This is a genomic window from Promicromonospora sukumoe 327MFSha3.1 (genome assembly GCF_000385135.1).
In the GTDB taxonomy this organism is placed as follows: Bacteria; Actinomycetota; Actinomycetes; order Actinomycetales; family Cellulomonadaceae; genus Promicromonospora; species Promicromonospora sukumoe_B.
On sequence record NZ_ARQM01000004.1, the window covers coordinates 105390 to 123277 of the forward strand.

The 17888-nt window shown below is 72.0% G+C and carries 11 protein-coding genes; 3 read left to right on the forward strand and 8 right to left on the reverse strand.

Going from position 1 to position 17888, the window contains the following annotated elements; all coding sequences use genetic code 11:
• Positions 1 to 8: 8 nt before the first annotated feature.
• Positions 9 to 3866 carry a CDP-glycerol glycerophosphotransferase family protein gene (locus H291_RS0102620; protein WP_084467641.1) on the forward strand — a complete coding sequence of 1286 codons (3858 nt, stop codon included), beginning with the start codon at positions 9 to 11 and terminating at the stop codon, positions 3864 to 3866.
• 119 nt (positions 3867 to 3985) lie between these two features.
• On the opposite strand, the gene H291_RS0102625 is transcribed toward H291_RS0102620, so the two are convergent.
• From H291_RS0102625 to H291_RS28345, 6 genes are read right to left on the reverse strand one after another with little or no spacing between them, the layout of a single operon-like run.
• Positions 3986 to 5926 (reverse strand): XcbB/CpsF family capsular polysaccharide biosynthesis protein, encoded by a 1941-nt coding sequence (locus tag H291_RS0102625; protein WP_157236675.1) that lies wholly within the window; start codon positions 5924 to 5926, stop codon positions 3986 to 3988.
• Entirely contained in the window at positions 5923 to 7098 is a 1176-nt protein-coding gene (gene wecB / locus H291_RS0102630) for a non-hydrolyzing UDP-N-acetylglucosamine 2-epimerase (protein WP_020013428.1), read from the reverse strand. Before wecB ends, H291_RS0102625 begins: the two co-directional genes overlap by 4 nt.
• Before the next feature lie 14 nt (positions 7099 to 7112).
• On the reverse strand, positions 7113 to 8252 hold the full coding sequence (locus tag H291_RS28340) for an ABC transporter ATP-binding protein (protein ID WP_020013429.1): 1140 nt from the start codon (positions 8250 to 8252) through the stop codon (positions 7113 to 7115).
• Positions 8242 to 9144, reverse strand: coding sequence for an ABC transporter permease (locus H291_RS0102640; protein WP_020013430.1), 903 nt, complete (start codon positions 9142 to 9144; stop codon positions 8242 to 8244). Before H291_RS0102640 ends, H291_RS28340 begins: the two co-directional genes overlap by 11 nt.
• Positions 9141 to 10859 (reverse strand): glycosyltransferase, encoded by a 1719-nt coding sequence (locus tag H291_RS0102645; RefSeq protein WP_020013431.1) that lies wholly within the window; start codon positions 10857 to 10859, stop codon positions 9141 to 9143. The genes H291_RS0102640 and H291_RS0102645 overlap by 4 nt, the downstream gene beginning before the upstream one ends.
• On the reverse strand, positions 10859 to 12169 hold the full coding sequence (locus tag H291_RS28345; RefSeq protein ID WP_232215969.1) for a glycosyltransferase family 4 protein: 1311 nt from the start codon (positions 12167 to 12169) through the stop codon (positions 10859 to 10861). The genes H291_RS0102645 and H291_RS28345 overlap by 1 nt, the downstream gene beginning before the upstream one ends.
• Positions 12170 to 12291: 122 nt before the next feature.
• On the opposite strand from H291_RS28345, the gene H291_RS0102655 reads away from it, so the two are divergent.
• Entirely contained in the window at positions 12292 to 13359 is a 1068-nt protein-coding gene (locus tag H291_RS0102655) for an LCP family protein (protein WP_232215970.1), read from the forward strand.
• Positions 13360 to 13432: 73 nt separating this feature from the next.
• Here the strand turns inward: H291_RS0102655 and H291_RS0102660 are convergent, their stop codons facing one another.
• Both H291_RS0102660 and H291_RS0102665 read right to left on the reverse strand, forming a co-directional pair.
• The gene (locus tag H291_RS0102660; protein WP_020013434.1) at positions 13433 to 15142 is read right to left on the reverse strand and encodes a phospho-sugar mutase; all 1710 of its coding nucleotides are present in this window, start codon (positions 15140 to 15142) and stop codon (positions 13433 to 13435) included.
• Positions 15143 to 15219: 77 nt separating this feature from the next.
• Positions 15220 to 16059 carry a purine-nucleoside phosphorylase gene (locus tag H291_RS0102665; protein ID WP_020013435.1) on the reverse strand — a complete coding sequence of 280 codons (840 nt, stop codon included), beginning with the start codon at positions 16057 to 16059 and terminating at the stop codon, positions 15220 to 15222.
• An 89-nt stretch (positions 16060 to 16148) separates the two neighbouring features.
• Here H291_RS0102665 and H291_RS28350 point away from each other — a divergent pair, with 89 nt between their 5' ends.
• Positions 16149 to 17696: an NAD(P)H-quinone dehydrogenase gene (locus H291_RS28350; protein WP_232215971.1), complete on the forward strand. Its 1548-nt coding sequence runs from the start codon at positions 16149 to 16151 to the stop codon at positions 17694 to 17696.
• Positions 17697 to 17888: the final 192 nt, after the last annotated feature.

Consider the following 17888-nt stretch of genomic DNA (forward strand, 5'->3'; position numbering starts at 1 on the left):
CGAAGAAGATGGGGCGTGAAGTGAAGGCGGGGGTACCCGAGCAGGTCCGCGAGGTCGGACTCAAGACAGTGGCCAAGGGACAGGGCGCCGCCGCGGCGGCGGCGCACTACCGGCTCGCGGTGCTCGACATCGCAGCGGGCCGGTTGTCCGGCGCCCAGATGAGGCTTGAACATGCCCTGGCAATCGACGACAGCCAGGCGATGTGGCACCACAAGCTCGGGTTCGTCCAGGAGCGTCGCAAGCGTTACGCGGATGCGCTGGCCTCGTACGAGCGGGCGCTCGCGATGGACCCCGCGGTGGCGGAGCGTCACTACCGGGCTGGACGCTGCCTCCAGGCGCTGCGCAACCGTGGCCAGGCGATGCAGCGGTTCGAGACGGCCGTGGTCCTCGACCCCCAGCACGTCAGAGCTGCCGCGGCGCTCTACGAGATGCTGGACAACAGCGTCCCGCTGTGGCGCAAGCACGAGATCCTGGACCTGGTCGCCCCGATCCTGGACAGCCAGGACGGGTACACGCAGCAGCTGCGGGTCGCGCACGACCTCGGCCGGGACGAGGACGTGCTGCGGGTCGTCACCCGCCTGGAGAAGTCCCACCAGGCGGACTCCCGGACCTACCTGCTCGCGGGGCTCGCGGCCGAGCGGCTCGGCCGTACGGCGCAGGCCAGGCGCGAGCTGGAGAAGGCGTGCCGTCTCGACGGCGACACGCGCACGACGGTCGTGGGGCCCGGCATCTTCTTCGAGCGTCAGGGCGACTGGCGGGAGGCCGCCAAGCGGTTCGTCGCCCGCTGGAACGAGGGCGTGCGTGACGCGGAGCTCGCATTCAAGGCGGGCTACGCGTTCGAGCGGCAGTACCTGTGGGACGAGGCGGTCGAGTGGTTCGACATCGCCCTCGGGCTCGATGCGCGACTGCCGTACCGGCACTACAAGCGGGCCTTCGCCCTCGAACGTGCCGGTCATCTTTCCGCTGCGATCAGAGGCTATGCGGCTGCGCTCGAGCTTGGCGGGCGCTCGCAGCGGGACTGGTTCTACCGGCTCGGCAGCTGCTTGCTCGAGGACGAGCGTCCGGTGGAGGCACTCGACGTCCTGCTCCGGTTCGCAGGTGCGGACGACCTGGCCGAGGAACTGGCTGCCGCAGGCGACGGCGTGGACGGATCGTCCGGTGGCGACCTCCCCGAGCGGCCGGACCTGATCGGCGCCGAGGCCGCCAGCGCCCAGCTGGCGTATGCCCGGTCCGGCGTCGACATCCTTCCCACGGATCCGAACCTGTGGCTCCGGCTCGCGGAGCTGTTGTCCTCGGTCGGAGACCTTGTTCGGGCCGACGAGGCGTATCTCGAGCACGAACGACGTGCGCCGGAGATCGACCTGCGCAACCGCGCGCGCCATGCCGTCGTCATGGCGCGCCTCGGGCAGTACGTGGCCGCCTGCCGGCTCCTGCTCGCCGGGCGCGAGTTCGCGCAGCCCGACGGGCTTCCGCTCGGTGCTGTCACGAGCTCGGACCATGCCCGCCGGCGCGCTCTCTACGTCGAGTACTCCGAGCGGTACGAGGTCGCCGAGAAGACGGTGCTCTTCGAGTCGTACTGGGGCGACAAGGTGGCCTGCAACCCGCTGGCCATCTACCGGGCGATGGTGCGCGACGCGCGCTATCAGGACCACAGCTTCGTCTGGGTGGTCAAGGCGGACACCGAAGTACCCATCGACGTGCGGTCCGACCGCCGGACCGTGCTCGCGACCTACGGCAGCGAGCTGCACGTCCGGAGCCTTGCCACGGCCGGTGCCCTCGTCAACAACACCTCGTTCGTCGACTACTTCACGCGGCGCCCCGGCCAGCTGTACCTCAACACCTGGCACGGCACGCCGCTCAAGACGCTCGGCAAGCGCATCGGCACCGGGGTGGCCGAATACGCCAACGTCGCGCGCAACCTGCGCAACACGACCAGCATCATCGCGCCCAACGTGCACACCCGTGACGTGCTCGTCCACGACTACGACCTCGACGTCACCTATCGCGGGTCGGCGGACGCCGTCGGCTCCCCGCGGCTGGACGCCCTGGTCGTCGCGGGCGAACCGGAGCGCCGGGCGGCACTGGACCGGCTCGGCCTGGAGGTCGGTCCCGGTGAACGGGTGGTCTTCTACGCGCCGACGTGGCGCGGCGGCGGCGAGAACCGCACCATCGACGCGGAGTCGGTCGTCAAGGACCTGACGGCGATGGGTTCCGTCCCGGGCACGGTCGTCCTGTACCGGGTCCATCACATGGTCGAGGCCGTCGTCGGCGACATCGAGGTCCCGGCCATCAAGGTCCCCGCGGACATCGACACCTACGACGTCCTGCCGTGCGTCGACGTGATGGTCACGGACTACTCGAGCCTGATGTTCGACTTTCTCGTCACGGGTCGGCAGGTGATCCTCTACACGCCGGACCTCGAGGAGTACGTCGCGGAACGTGGTGTGTACTTCCGGCCCGACGAGGTGTTCGACGACGTCGTGGGGACCCGGCCGGAGCTCCAGGAGCTGCTCGGCAGGACCGGTCCCTTCGAACCAGGCCCGCGGTACGAGGAGTCGCGCCGGCGCTTCACGGCCGCCGAGGACGGCAAGGCCGCGGCGCGATGCCTAGACCTGATCATCCGGCGGCACGAGCCTGCCCATGTCGACACCACGGTGCAGGCGGAGCCCGGTGCCGAGCCGATCGTCTTCTTCTCCTCCCTCATCCCCAACGGGATCTCGACCTCTCTGCTGAACCTCCTGACGCACCTCGACCGCTCGCGTTACCAGCCGGCGCTCCTCATGGAGCCGGGGATCCTGGAGCAGTATCCGGACCGGCTGGAGACCCTGGCGAAGGTGCCGTCCGACGTCTCGTTGATCACCAGGAACGGGGCCATGGTGGTCTCGGTCGAGGAGCGCTGGCTCGTCGACCGGTTCACCAAGCACGGCTACCTCTCGGAGCCACAGTGGGAGATCGTACGCAGGGGCTACCGCCGTGAGCTGCGGCGGCTCCTCGGCACCACGCGCCCGGTGACGCTCGTCGAGTTCGAGGGCTACTCGACGTTCTGGATGTCGCTCCTCGCCGCGGCCGAAGGCGCTGGTCACCGCTCCTACGCCTTCCTCCACAACGAGATGCTCGCGGAGAAGGACACCAAGTACCCGTCCCTGGAAGCGGTGTTCCAGCAGTACCGCGACTTCACCGGCTTGGCCAGCGTCTCCACCGCGACGGCGGAGCTCAACGGCGCAGAGCTCGAGGCGGCAGGCTACCTGCGCGGCAAGCCGATGGCCGCCGTGCACAACGCCCTCGACCACGATCAGGTGGTCGCCCGGGCTGGAGAGGCGGACGAGCTTCCGGCCGGGTTGGAGACGCACGAGGGCCCGCTCGTCGTCGTGGTGGGTCGCTTCTCGCGGGAGAAGAACCAGGTGGACGCGATCCGAGCGATGAAGCGTGTGCTGGGTCAGCGGCCCGACGCGAGGCTCGCGGTCGTGGGCTCGGGCCCCCTGGAGGGGTTTCTCAAGACGGCGGCGGTGGAGGCGGGGATCGCTGCCTCCGTGGTGTTCACGGGGCAGCTGGCCAATCCGATGCCCTTGATGAAGCGGGCCGACGTCTTCGTGATGACGTCGACGCACGAGGGGCAGCCGCAGGTGCTCTTCGAGGCGATGATCCTCGGCACACCGATCGTGACCTATCCGACCCCGGGCATCAGGGAGGCGGTCGAGCTCGGCTACGGCCGCGTCGTCGAACCTGCCCCGGAAGCCCTCGCCGAGGCGGTGCTGGAGACACTGGACGGCACGGGTGGGGCTGCCGGGACGTTCGACGCCGTCGCCTTCAATCTCCGGGCACGGGCCGAGTTCGACGATCTGGTTCACGGAGCAAGTCAGTCATAGCCACTCGCGGTACGACGTTCGAAGGGCCCTGAGACCGGTTGAGGTCTCGGGGCCCTTCGTGCGTCGCGGCACAAGGAGCAACTCGGTGCGCACAGAGGAGCGCCTGGTCGGTGGCGCCGTCAGACGACGTCGTGCATGCCGGCCGGCAGACCGAACCCGGAGAGCAGCAGGTTGATGGACGTGACCTGGTGCTGCAACGTCTGCCGGGGGACGTCGGGGTGGTCCTTGATCAGCGGGTTGTCGGAGTTGAGCAATGTGATCCAGCGCGACAGAGGGTCGAGCGTCTTGCTGATGACGTCGAACTGAGGTGACCGGTGGGAGCAGACGACGATCGGCGTCATCCAGTCCGGGTAGGACCGGCCGGCAGCCTCGTACACCGCGCGTCCGAAGACGCTCTCCTTGGTCTCCGGAAAGATCCCGCCCGTCGTGAAGTGAATGTCCGCGTACTTCTCGACGTAGAGCGCGTCACCGAGGACGGGATCAGCGGCCACGAAGTTCCAGCCGCCGCGAAGGCCGTGATAGACGGCTCCGGTCGCGCCCTTCGAAGGGCCGTACAGCACGACTCGAGGGCTTCCGATTCCCTGCTCGTTCACGAATTCCGCGATGAACCGTGTGATCCGGTCCGCGTTGTCGGGGAGGTAGGTCGTGTTCAGGTAGAACGCGCCCTTCACGCCGCCCAGGTCGGCGATCCGCAGAACGCCGGTCCCCGGGATGAGCTGCTTCTGCAAGCTGGGGTAGGTCTGCGTGAAGTGACGGTTGATGCTGGTTTCCAGTGGGTTGGACGACATCGGGGAGAAGACCACGACGATCTGCGTCGTGGTCCCACCGGTTGCAGGGGTGTAGGTGTAGACGATGTTGTCGTCGGTGATCTTGAACTTCCCGTCCTTGACCGCCTGCCACAGGCGGCGGACCTCACCGTGCTGGACGAGCCGGGTCTCCGTCCCGCCGGCCTTGTAGATGTAGAAGCCGTTGTTGACCAGGTAGTTGAGCGTGTCCCGGGCGCGGGGGTCCTTTCGCGCGGCCACCATCAGGTTCTTGTCCTTGGGCGCGGCATCCAGGGTGTCGATGTGGATGAACTTCGGCAGCGTCCCGTTCTGCTCGATCTGCGCTGCCACGCCGGCCGCGCCGTCGGCGATGGTCGCCTTGACGACCGCGGTGCTCTTCGGCTTCGACGCGACACCCGACCCACCGGTGCCCTGGGCCGTGTGCGCCGGGACGGCCGCGCGGGAGCCGGTCTGCGGTCCGGCGGGGTTCGCGACCGGCACGTCGGCGCTCGCCATGCGGTGGCCGCCCGTCGCCGGCTGTGCCTCCGGCCCCCACACGACCCGCCCCTCGATGCCCGTCAGCTGGCGGACGACGTCCAGGTACACGCGCTCGGCGTAGTGGAACGGCGCGTCGCCCCACGGGTGGTGGGGTCCGGACGCCACGGTGGACGGGTCCACGGAGATGACATGGGCACCGAGCGCCTGCGCCGCGGCTTCCACGTACGGCCGGAACACGGGGTTGGCCTGGGCGGCGGAGACCCCGAACGAGTCGGGCGTGGGCTGACCGCTCTCGGACCACTCGGCCCAGGGGATGTCCAGCAGTGCGATACCGACGTGCGGCATCATGCTGCGGATCGACTCGCCGAGCGCGCGGATGGCGCCCTGCCAGTACTCGAAGTGCTGCTGTGTGCCGAAGGGCAGGTGGCGCGTGCCCTGCGGGAGGTGGTTCTCGGCGCCGGACTGGATGAGCTCCACCGAGCGGGTCAGCACGGTGCCGTCCGGCAGCAGGTAGACACCGAGGCGCTCGTCGGTCAGGTCCACCAGGAGCACGTCGACGTGCTCGGCGAAGTCGGGGAGCATGCGCCGCAGGCTCGATCCGAAGTCACCGGCGATCATCCGCTGCTGGAACCGGGACTCCAGCGTCGGCGGCGCCATCAGCTCGACCGGCCGGGTCGTGGCGCTCAGCGCGGACTGCCGTGCCACGTACTGCACCAGCTCGAACTGCTCCGGATCGAAGTGCTCGAACGTGTCCCGCGACACGCACGAACCGTAGATAAAGACCCTGGTCTTGCTCATGCTCCACCCTCTGCAGTAACGGCAGTGAATTCTTCCGACAGGTCGAGGTCCGGCAGCAGGCCGGGCAGCTCGGGCGCGAGCATGCGCGCCGTCGCGTCCAGCACGCGGATCGCGCTGCGTCCGTCGCCGTACGGGTTGATGGCCTGCGCCATGAGCTCGTAGGCGGCTTCGTCGGTCATCAGCCGGTGCACCTCGGCCACGATGCGGTCCTCTTCGGTGCCGATCAGGCGCGCGGTACCGGCCTCGACCGCCTCGGGACGCTCCGTGTTCTCCCGCATGACGAGCACCGGCTTGCCCAGGCTGGGCGCCTCCTCCTGGAGCCCGCCCGAGTCGGTGAGCACCACCGTGGCCAGGGACAGCAGGTGCGTGAACTCGCCGTAGCCGAGCGGCTCGGTCACGGTCACGTTGGCCAGTCCTTCGAGGTGCGGCAGGACGGCGTCGCGCACCACGGGGTTGCGGTGCACGGGCAGCACGATCGCGGCCTCGGGGAACCGCCGGGCGATCCGTGCCAGCGCGCGGCCGACACCCTCCATCGCCGCGCCCCAGTTCTCCCGGCGGTGCGTCGTCACGAGCACGATCCGGCGGCCCGACGCCGCGACCCGCGCGAGGGCCGGGTCGGCGAACGCCGTCCGGCGCTCCACGGCCAGGTACAGGGCGTCGATCACGGTGTTGCCGGTCACGACGATGTTCTCCAGCGGCACGCCCTCGGCCACCAGGTTCGCGAGGCTGCGCAGGGTCGGTGCGAGGTGCAGCGACGCGATCTGGGACGTGATCTTGCGGTTCGCCTCCTCCGGGAACGGCGACGCGATGTCGCCGCTGCGCAGGCCCGCCTCCAGGTGCACCACCGGGATGCCCCGGTAGAACGCGGCCAGCGCGGCCGCCGTCGACGTCGAGGTGTCGCCCTGCACCACGACGACGTCGGGCCGGCGGGCCTCCAGGATCGGGTTGAGCCTGGCCATCACGCGGGCGAAGATCTCCCCGAGCGTCTGCCCGTGGCTCATGATGTCGAGGTCGTGGTCCGGCACGATGCCGAATACCTCGTTGACCTGGTCGAGCATCTCCCGGTGCTGCCCGGTCACGACCGTCACCGACTCGAAGCGGTCGTCCGCCTCCAGCGCCGTGATGACCGGGGCCACCTTGATGGCCTCCGGACGCGTCCCGTAGATCGTCATGACGAGGGGGCGACTCACAGGTCGCTCCTTTCCGCACGGATGGCCGCGGCGCGTGCCGCCGCGGCCCTTGCCTGCTTGGCGTCGCGGCCCGTCGGCCGCGCATGCCGTTCCCGCACCCGCCCCCTGGGTGGTTCCGGCGTGTCGAAGCGCACCTGCGTCTCGCGGCGTTCGGCGAACGCCTCCTCGAGGATCCGCTTGGCCTCCTCGGGCTTGTCCTTGGCGAAGGCCCACGCCCACTTGCGGTAGCGGACGGCGACGTCCTGCGCCTCGCCGTCGAGCACCAGGCGGCCGTGGTGCAGCCAGATCGCACGGGTGCAGGACTCCTCGATGGTCTGCGCCGCGTGGCTGACCAGGAACACCGTGCCCGCCTGCTCGCGGAGCCTGGTCATCCGGGCCTCGCTGCGCTCCTTGAACGCCGCGTCGCCGGTGGCCAGGGCCTCGTCGATGAGCAGGATGTGCGGGCGGGCCGCCGTCGCGATGGCGAAGCGCAGGCGCGCCGCCATACCCGAGGAGTAGGTGCGCATGGGCAGGTAGATGGACTTGCCCAGGCCGGCCAGCTCGATCACGTCGGGGATGGCGGCCTGCGCCTCGGCGGGGGAGAGGCCCATCGCCAGGCAGCCGAGGCGCACGTTCTCCTCGCCCGGCAGGTCCGGGACCAGGGCGGCGTTGACGCCGATGAGCACGGGCGTGCTCTCGGCCAGCACCTGGCCCTTGGTGGGCTTCTCCAGCCCGGCGATGATGCGCAGGAGCGTGCTCTTGCCCGAGCCGTTCTGCCCCACGAGGCCGATCTGCTCGCCGGAGTTGGCGACGAACGAGATGTCCGTCAGGGCGCGCACCGTCACCTTGGGCTCCTGGCCCAGGACGTTGAGCACGGCCCGCTTCGCCTTGGCCCGGCGGCCGTGGCTCGTGTCGGTGGACGGCGTCCGGTAGAACATCCGCAGCCCCTGCACGGCCACCGTGGGCCACAGCACCGGCGTGCTCCCGGACTTCGGCCGGACGGCGGCGAGCTGGCCGGTGTGCGGCGGGGCCTGCACCGACATCGGGATGGCGCCGGTGAGCGGGCGCGCGCCAACCGGGCCGGCGATCGGAGCGGACGGCGCGCCGCCGCCCTGGTTCAGGGGCGGCGGCATCGGGTAGTCGAGATCAGCGGCCATAGCTCTCCTCCGCCCGCCAGAAGACGACGAACCCGATCACCAGGGTGCCGACGGCCCAGCCGCCCAGCACGATCCAGCGCATCGGGTCGGGCGTCGTCGCGTACAGGACGCAGTCCCGCACGATGTCGAGCACGATGAACATGGGGTTCGCCTCGAGCCAGACCTTCAGCTCCGGCTTGTCGGCCAGCAGGTGGTCGAAGGAGAAGAACACCGCCGACGCGTACAGCCAGACGCGCATCGCCATGCCGATGAGGTTGGTGATGTCCGGCAGCGCGGCCGCCCACCGGGCCACCAGGAGCGAGATCCCCGTGGTGAACATGACCTGGAGCGCCAGGGCGCCCACCACCAGCGCGAGGCGCCAGGTGTACTCCTCGGCCGGCGGCACGAAGTAGATCAGCGCGGCGAGCGTGACCAGCGTGGGGCCCAGGTTGAGCAGGTTGCGCAGCACCACGGAGATCGGCAGCGCCGCCCGCGGGAACGTGAACGCCCGGATCAGGTTCTTGCCGGTCTGCACCGACCGCGCCCCGCCGTTGATCGACTGCGTGGTGAACTGGAACAGGAACACGCCGATCAGCAGGTACCCGACGAAGTTGTCGACGCTGCGCTCGGTCTTCATGAGCAGCCCGAACACCAGGTAGTAGACCGCGCCGTCGATCAGCGGGTTCAGCACCAGCCACGCCTTGCCCAGCAGGCTCTGCCGCGTGCCGCTGGCCACCTTGGCCCGCGCGTCGGCCCACAGGAAGTGCCGGCGCGCCCACAGCAGCCGCGCGTACTGCCCCAGCGGCGGTCGCGCTCCCACGCGCGACAGGTTGCCGAGCGTCACCAGCTTCGTCGTCGTCGGCGAGGCGTCGAACAGCGCCGCGTACGAACCGGTCTCGGGTCCCGCGCTCACACCCTCACCCCCAGGCACTTCCGGTAGATGCCCAGGTAGGTCTCCGCGTTACGCACCCATGTCCTCTCGGTAGCCACCCCGTGGCCCAGCTCCACCAGCTCGGCCCGTCGTCCCGCGTCGGCCAGGAGACCGCCGACGGCGTCCGCCCAGCCCTCCAGGTCGTCCGCGTCGACGTGCAGTCCCGCCCCGCCCACCGCCTCGACGAGCGCGGGCAGCGCGCTCGCCACCACCGGTCGCCCCACCGCCATCGCCTCGACGGGCTTGAGCGGCGTGACCAGGCGAGTCACCTCGTGGTCGCGCCGCGGCACGAGCACCACGTCGAGCGCGGCCAGCCAGGTCAGCGCGACGTCGGGCGGCACCCGCCCGGGCAGCACCACGTGGTCGGCCACGCCGAGCTCGCGCGCGAGCCGCGCCAGCCCCGGCCGGGAGACGCCGTCGCCCACGAGGACGCCCGTCACCTCCTGGCCGCGCGCGCGGAGCGTCGCCACGGTGCGGACCACGGTCTCCAGACCCTCGTAGTCGACCAGGCTGCTCACCGTGCCGATCGCGGGGCCGGCGGGCAGGCCCAGCGCCGCCCGCGCCGCCTCCGGCGCCGGGTGGTGCGCGGTGAGCAGGGCGTCCGGCACGGCGTTCGGCACCACGGTGATGTGCTCCGCGGGCACACCCCGCGCCACGAGCGCGTCGCGCATCGTGCCGCTGAGCGTCACCACCGCGTCGGCGGCCAGGGCCAGCTCGGTCTCCTTGGCCTGCATCAGTGCCCGACGGCGGGACGCCGCCGCCCGCGCGCGTGCCTCGGCCGTGCCCTGCGCCGCCACCCAGGTCTCCTCGGGCAGGCCGCGCACCTCGTAGACCCACGGGATGCCGAGCCGGCGGGCGGCCGCACGGGCCAGCGAGCCGACGGCGGCAGGCGTGGTCGTGTGCAGCACGTCCGCGCCTGCCGCGCGGGCCGCCTCGACCAGCAGGTCCGTCTCCTGGGCGGCCCGGCGTGCGGCGTCGGACGTCGCCCGCGCGGGGACCAGCCGGCGGTACGCGACGCCGTCCACGACGTCGGTCCCGCGCGCCGCGAGCGACCCGATGGTCAGAGGGTAGCCCGGCCGCGTCGTGGCCGACGCGTCGAGCCCGTGGGCGCGCTGCGCCACGAGGATCGCGTGCGAGCGCAGCGTGTAGCCGCTCTGCGTGTGCGGCAGGGAGTTGGTCAGGTGGTGCAGCACGGTGACGGCGCCGGACGGCGGGCCACCGGCGCGGCCCGAGCCCGCCTCGCCCTGTGCCCCGGGCCGGAGCTCGGCGACCTGGGCGCGCAGCCCGGCGGGCGCGTCCGGCCCGATCGCGTCGACGTCGCCCAGCAGCCAGGCCGCGCGGTACCGCGCGGGACCCGCCCCGGCGACGCCGTCGACCAGCTCGGGGCGGCCCACCGCCACGGCGACCTCGGCCGCGACGCGCCGTCCCCGGGTCCCGGGGCGGCCCAGCAGCCGCTCCGCCTCGCCTGCGGCACCCGTGACGTCGCCCGCGAGCATGCGGCCCAGCGCGTGCCGGGCCGACGGTGCCGGCGCCAGGTTCAGGGCGCCCACCAGCGGCCGGCGCACCCGCTCGGGCGCCCGGCGGGCCGCCTGCACGGCGAGCCACAGGGGATCCTCGACCACGGTGCGGGCCACGAAGGACGTGGTGTAGCGCAGGTTGCGCGCGAGCTCGCCCGCACGCCGGAACGGCTGTGCCATCAGTACCTCGCCCCTCGGTCGGCGGGCTCGGGCCGCAGCGGGTGGGGGAGCAGCTCGTCGAGCAGCTCGGTGTACCAGTGCCCCAGCACCTCGTCGCTCGCGTGCTCGGCCACCCACGTGGCGGCGTCGGGCGAGGCGGCGGGCACGACGCCGTCGGCAAGCCAGCCGCACCACAGGTCGGCGAGGCCCTCGACGTCGCCCGGGTGCACCACGGCGCCCGCGCCGTTCGCCGAGACCAGGCTCGCGGCCTCGCCCGCGAGGCACGCGGAGGCGACCACGCCCGAGGCCATGACCTCGTACAGCTTGGACGGGACGGTCCACTCGAACGGCGCCCAGTCGCGCAGCGAGACGATCGCGGTGTCGGCCCACGCGTACAGGTCGCGCACCTGGGTGGACGGCACGGACGGCTCCACCCGGACGGGCGCGCCGAGCTCCTCCGCCAGCACGCGCAGCGGCTCCAGCTCGTTGCCGTGGCCCACGATCCGCACGTCGAGCGCGTACCCGCGCTCCTGGACCAGCGCCGCGGCGCGGACCACGACGTCCAGGCCCTGCGAACGCCCCACGGTGCCCGCGTACACGGCGCGCAGCGGGCGGCCCGCCAGGGGCACGGGGGCATGCTCTCGGACCGCCTCGAACGCCGTGCCGTTACGTACCACCGCGACATTCCGGACGCCGCGGGAGCGCAGCACCTCCGCGAACGCCGCGGTGGTCGTGACCACGAGGTCGGCCCGGGCCTGCAGCCGGGTCACGGTGCGGTGCACCACGCGGGCGGCGAGGTCGCGGACCAGCCGGCGCAGGTCGGTGCGGCGGCCGCGGCGCAGCAGGATGCCGCTGGGCTCGATGAGGTCGGGCCAGGCGTCGCGCATCTCGACGACCAGCCGGGCACGGTGCCAGCGGGCGAGCGCCCAGCCCGCGACGACGCTGGGGATCCCGGGCACCGTGGCGATGACCACGGCGGGTCGGCCCGCCGGCCGGCGGACCCCGCGCAGCACCGAGCTCACGGCCGCGACGAGCTGGTCCGCGACCCGTGATCCGAGCCCATGAGAATGCTCGCGGAAATTCACCCGGATGATCTTCTCGCCATGGTTTCCCGTGGTTACCGCACCGGGTGAGAAATCGGGTGAATAATGGGTGATCTTTCCCGAGGGGTAGTGCGGCGGGGGTGTCAGTACGGTTACCGGATAACCCGCCGGGACAAGGTGCCCGGACAGGGCTCCCCACCGCCGCTGCGGTGCTCCGGTCTCGGGTGCGTAGTGGTGCGTGACGAGGAGAATCGCGCGGTTCTGCTGCCGTCTGACGCGTGCGACCACGCTGGTTCCCCTCTCTGTTCGGCGCCCTGCCGACCTTTATCGGAATTCACCCGCAAGGGCATTCTCCGGTTGCGGTGCAGGCTTAAGGGTAGTAGTCGGAATCGATACTAAGATCACCGGCCATGGCCGCACCCGATCGAATGAACGACTATCTCTCCGGACCCAACCCCGTTGACGGGGGGCTGCGTCACGCGCGCCGTGGCCGCCGGGGCAAGGGGTTCGTCGCCGGGATCGTCGTCGGTGCCCTCCTGCTTGTGGGTGGCGGAGCCACCGCTGCCTGGTTCGGCTACCGCGCCTCGCTCGACGACAACCTGGAGCGGATCGACGCCTTCGAGGGCGTCGACGAGTCGACCCGCCCCAGCGCGGCTCCCGCCGGGCCGGACACGCCCGTGAACATCCTGGTGCTCGGCTCCGACAGCCGGATCTCCGCCGGCGACCCGAACGCCTGGGAGGCCGGTGCCCAGCGCACCGACGCGATCATGCTCGTGCACCTGTCGGCCGACCGGCAGACCGCCGCGGCGATCTCCATCCCGCGCGACTCCTGGGTGCCCATCCCCGGCGTCGGCGAGGCAAAGATCAACGCCGCGTTCTCCTACGGCGGCCCGCCGCTGATGATCCAGACCGTCGAGCAGCTCACCGGCGTGCGCATCGACCACTTCGCCGTGACCGACTTCGAGTCGTTCACCACCCTGACCGACTCCCTGGACGGCGTCGAGATCACCGTGCCCGACGGCGCCGGCGGCTCGGTGCGCCAGGCGATGAACGGCGAGGAGGCGCTCGCCTTCGCCCGCGAGCGGCACGCCCTGGCGAACGGCGACTTCGGTCGCGTTCAGCGGCAGCAGGCCTGGATGCGCGCCATCGTGGCCAAGGCCAACAACAACCGCAGCGACCCCCTGAAGATGGCGGGCTTCCTGCAGGCCGTCACCAGCTCCGTGGCGGTGGACGAGAGCTTCACCTTCGACCGGATGCAGGAGCTCTTCCAGAGCGCCGGGGACATCTCGACGAACGACATCACGTTCATGACCGCGCCCTACACGGGCACCGGGCGCAGCGCCGACGGGCAGTCGATCGTGGTGCTGGACCGCGCGGCCTTCGACTCGCTGATGGCGGCCGTCGCGAAGGACGACCTGCCGGGCTTCCTGGCCGACGCCCCGGAGAACATGGACCTGCTGCCGGCCGTCGTCCAGTAGCCACCGTCGTACGGTGCAAGAACGGGCCGCCGTCCCCTCGGGGACGGCGGCCCGTTCTCGTGGCCGGAAGGGCTCAGAGGCCCAGGATCGAGCGCAGGTCCGCCTGCACCAGGGCGAGGCGCTTCCGGGCGGCCACACGGGCCGTGGAGAGCTCCTCGGGTGACGCGTCCGGTTCCACGGCCGCGACCACCTCGATGTAGCACTTGATCTTGGGCTCGGTGCCGCTGGGACGCACGATCACCCGGGTGTCGTCCGCGGTGAGCAGCACCACGCCGTCGGTCGGCGGCAGGCCGTTCAGGCCCTCCGCGAGGTCGCGCACCGAGTTCACGGGCGAGCCCGCCAGCTCCGACGGCGGCGCGTTGCGCAGCCACGTCATGGTCGTCTCGATGCGCGCTAGGTCCTCGAACCGGGCCGAGACCTGACCCGTCACGTGCAGCCCGCAGGCTCGCGCGACGTCGTCGAGCTGGTCCAGGAGGGTGCGGCCCTCGTTCGCGAGCCGGTTGGCCAGCTGCGCGACGGCGACCGCGGCCGACAGCCCGTCCTTGTCCCGCACGTGCGCGGGGTCCACGCAGTAGCCCAGCGCCTCCTCGTACCCGAACACCAGGCCCGGGGTCCGGGAGATCCACTTGAAGCCCGTGAGCGTCGTGGCGTGCTCCAGCCCGAGCTTGCCCGCGATGGCGGCCAGCGCCCGCGACGACACGATCGAGCAGGCCAGCGTGCCGCCGGTGCCGGCGCGCACGGCCCGTTCGGCCGCGTCCCAGCCCAGCAGCATGCCCACCTCGTCGCCGTGCAGCATGCGCCAGCCCTGCGACAGCGCCGTCTCGGCGCCCTGGTAGGTGCCGTACTGCGGGTCGAAGACGGCCACGGCGCAGCGGTCGGCGTCGGGGTCGTTGGCGATGACCAGGTTCGCGTGCGCGTCCTGGGCCAGGGCCAGCGCCATGTCGATCGCGCCCGGCTCCTCCGGGTTGGGGAACGCCACGGTGGGGAAGTCCGGGTCGGGCTCGACCTGCTCCTCCACCGGCACGACGTCCGTGAAACCGGCCTCCGCGAGCACGCGGGCGATCGCGACGCCGCCCACCCCGTGCAGCGAGGTGGTGACGATCCGCAGCTTGCCGCGGGGCTCGCCGTCGTGCAGCGTGGCGACGGCCGCGTGGTACTCGTCGGTGATCTGCGGGCCGAGGACGGTCCAGCCGGACTCGGCGCGCGGCACGTCCTTGGCGGCGCCCACCCGGGCGATCTCGCCCGCGATCCGGGCGTCGTAGGGCGGCACGATCTGCGCGCCCTGTCCGGCCCCGCCGACCACGCGCCCGCCGAGGTACACCTTGTAGCCGTTGTCGGCCGCGGGGTTGTGGCTCGCCGTGACCATGACGCCGGCGTCGGCGGACATCTGGCGCACCGCGAACGCGAGCACCGGGGTGGGGGAGGGCGCGGGCATGAGCGCCACCTCGGCCCCTGCTGCGACCAGCACCCCGGCGGTGTCCCGCGCGAAGTCCGCGGAGCGGTAGCGGGCGTCGTAGCCGATCACGACGCGCGGCTGGACGCCGGCGGCCTCCGCCTGGAGGAAGGCACCCAGCCCGGCCGCGGCGGCGATCACCACGGCGCGGTTCATCCGGTTGGGCCCGGCCGCCATCGCGCCGCGCAGGCCCGCCGTGCCGAACTGGAGCATGCCCGAGAACCTGTCGGCGAGCTCGGCGACGGCCAGGTGGCCCATGTACTCGTCGCTGGTGCGGGCCACGAGGTCGCGGAGGTCCGCGATGTCGTAGTCGTCGACGTCGGCGGCCATCCAGGCCTCCGCGCGCGCGACGAGATCGGGCGTCGAGGGAGCCCCGGTGGCAGTGGGCAGGTCGGCTGACACGGGCGTCAGATCTGCTTGATCACTCGTGCGAGCAGGTCGCTGATCCGCGGCCCGGCCTCCTGGCCCGCCGCCAGCACCTCCTCGTGCGAGAGCGGGTGGGGGCTGATCCCGGCGGCCAGGTTCGTGGCCAGCGAGATGCCGAGCACGTCCATGCGGCAGTGCCGTGCGGCGATGGCCTCCAGCGCCGTGGACATGCCGACCAGGTCGGCGCCCATCAGGGAGGCCATCTTCACCTCGGCCGGCGTCTCGTACTGCGGCCCGTGGAACTGCGCGTACACGCCCTCCGGCAGGTCCGGGTCGACGGTCCGGGCGACGTCCCGCAGGCGCGGGGTGTAGACGTCCGTCATGTCGGCGAACTTGGCGCCCTCCAGCGGGGTCTGCCCCGTGAGGTTCAGGTGGTCCTTGATCAGGACGGGCTGGCCGGGCCGCCAGCCGATGTGCACGCTGCCGCACCCGTTCGTCAGGATCACGGTCTCGCACCCGGCGGCCGCGGCGGTGCGGACGCCGTGCACCACACGACGCGGGCCGAGGCCCTCGTAGAGGTGGGTGCGCGAGCCGAGGACCAGCGCGTGCCGGACGGCGCCGTCCGGCCGCTCGACGCGGATCGAGCGCGTGGTGGACCGGTGCCCCTGGACCGCGGGCGACACGAAGCCGGGGATCTCGGCGGTGGGGATCTCCGCGACGACGTCGCCGATCAGCTCGGCCGCACCACCCCACCCGGACCCGAGCACGAGGGCGATGTCGTGCCCCGGCACTCCGGTCTTGGCCGCGATGTACTCCGCGGCGGCGGCAGCGACGTCGAACGGGTCGGTCGTCGGGTCGTCCAGATCTGGCTCCGTACTCATGGTCCGAGGTTATCGCCACTTTCCCCCGGGCACGCGCCCGGGGGTGCGACGGATCCCCGGCGCTCCCGGGCGATGCGAGAATGGACCCCGTGACCCCCCTCGATCCCGCAGCTGTCCCGCACCGTGTCGTCGTCGTGGGAGGTGGCCCCGGTGGTTACGAGGCGGCGCTCGTGGCGCGCAGCCTGGGCGCACAGGTCACCGTCGTGGAGCAGCAGGGGCTGGGCGGCGCGGCGGTCCTGACCGACGTCGTCCCCTCGAAGACGCTCATCGCGACCGCCGAGTGGATGACCATCGCCGACCGGGCCCCCGAGCTCGGCATCCGCATGCCCGACGACGTGGTGGACCCGCTGTCCGACGTCGACGTCTCGCTGGCGACCGGCGGCATCCCCGTGGTCTCCGCCTACGCCGCCCCGGGGCTGACCGGCGCGGGCGTGCAGGCGGCGGCGTCCGCGGCCGGGACCGTGGAGAAGCGCAAGCACTTCGTGGACCTGCAGGCCGTGAACAAGCGCGTGCTCGCGCTGGCGCGGGCGCAGAGCTCCGACATCCGCGGTCGCCTGGAGCGCGAGGGCATCCGGATCGTCGCAGGCAAGGGCCGCCTGGACGGCCCGTCGCGCGTGGTCGCGGAGCTCGCGGACGGCGCGACCGAGGTGCTCGAGGCCGACTCGGTGCTCCTCGCGCTCGGCGCGACCCCGCGCACCCTGCCCACCGCGGTGCCCGACGGCGAGCGGATCCTCACGTGGACGCAGATGTACAACCTGCGTGAGCTGCCCGAGCGCCTCATCGTGGTCGGCTCGGGCGTCACGGGCGCCGAGTTCGCGGGCGCGTACAACGCGCTGGGCTCCGACGTCGTGCTGGTCTCCAGCCGTGACCGGGTGCTGCCCGGCGAGGACGAGGACGCCGCCGAGCTGCTGGAGGGCGTGTTCCGCTCCCGCGGCATGACGGTGCTGTCCCGCTCGCGCGCCGCGGGTGCCGTGCGGACGGACGACGGCGTCGAGGTCACCCTGGCCGACGGGCGCGTGGTGCACGGCTCGCACGTGCTCGTTGCGGTCGGCGGCGTGCCGGCGACGTCGGGCATCGGGCTCGAGGAGGCGGGCGTGCGGCTCTCCGACGGCGGGCACGTCGTGGTGGACCGCGTCTCGCGCACCTCGGTGCGTGGCGTCTACGCCTCCGGCGACTGCACGGGCGTGCTGCCGCTCGCGTCCGTCGCGGCAATGCAGGGCCGCATCGCAATGGCGCATGCCCTGGGCGACGCCGTCCAGCCGCTGGCGCTGCGCACCGTGGCGTCCAACATCTTCACCGCGCCCGAGATCGCGACCGTCGGGTACAGCGAGGAGAAGCTGCGTGCGCAGAACTCCCGCTACATCACGACGACGCTGCCGCTGGCGCGCAACCCGCGCGCCAAGATGCTGGGCGTCAAGGACGGGTTCGTGAAGCTGTTCGCGCACCCCGAGGCCGGCGTGGTGCTCGGCGGCGTCGTGGTGGCTCCGCGGGCGTCCGAGCTGATCTTCCCGATCACGCTGGCCGTGCAGCACCGGCTCACGGTGGACAACGTGGCGTCCGCGTTCACGATCTACCCGTCGCTCTCGGGCTCGATCGCGGAGGGCGCGCGGGTGCTGGACGCCCGCGTCGGCAAGTAGAACCGGGGCGCCGGCCGCACGTCGGCCGCTGAGGGACTCGGGGTGAACGTACGAATTCGGGGTCGGTTGCTCCTTGTAGACAATGTCTACGCAGAGCAACCGACCCCGATTTCGTGGTGTCTACCTAGGCGCCGGGTGAGGCTCAGGCTCTGCTTGTTGGTCGCCTGAGCCTGCGGCTCCGCTCCGGGCAGG

Coding starts and splice junctions, on each gene's coding strand:
- H291_RS0102620 (WP_084467641.1), top strand. CDS start 9: ATGGGGCGTGAAGTGAAGGCGGGGGTACCCGAGCAGGTCCGCGAGGTC.
- H291_RS0102625 (WP_157236675.1), bottom strand. CDS start 5,926: ATGAGCAAGACCAGGGTCTTTATCTACGGTTCGTGCGTGTCGCGGGAC.
- wecB (WP_020013428.1), bottom strand. CDS start 7,098: ATGACGATCTACGGGACGCGTCCGGAGGCCATCAAGGTGGCCCCGGTC.
- H291_RS28340 (WP_020013429.1), bottom strand. CDS start 8,252: ATGGCCGCTGATCTCGACTACCCGATGCCGCCGCCCCTGAACCAGGGC.
- H291_RS0102645 (WP_020013431.1), bottom strand. CDS start 10,859: ATGGCACAGCCGTTCCGGCGTGCGGGCGAGCTCGCGCGCAACCTGCGC.
- H291_RS0102655 (WP_232215970.1), top strand. CDS start 12,292: ATGGCCGCACCCGATCGAATGAACGACTATCTCTCCGGACCCAACCCC.
- H291_RS0102660 (WP_020013434.1), bottom strand. CDS start 15,142: ATGGCCGCCGACGTCGACGACTACGACATCGCGGACCTCCGCGACCTC.
- H291_RS0102665 (WP_020013435.1), bottom strand. CDS start 16,059: ATGAGTACGGAGCCAGATCTGGACGACCCGACGACCGACCCGTTCGAC.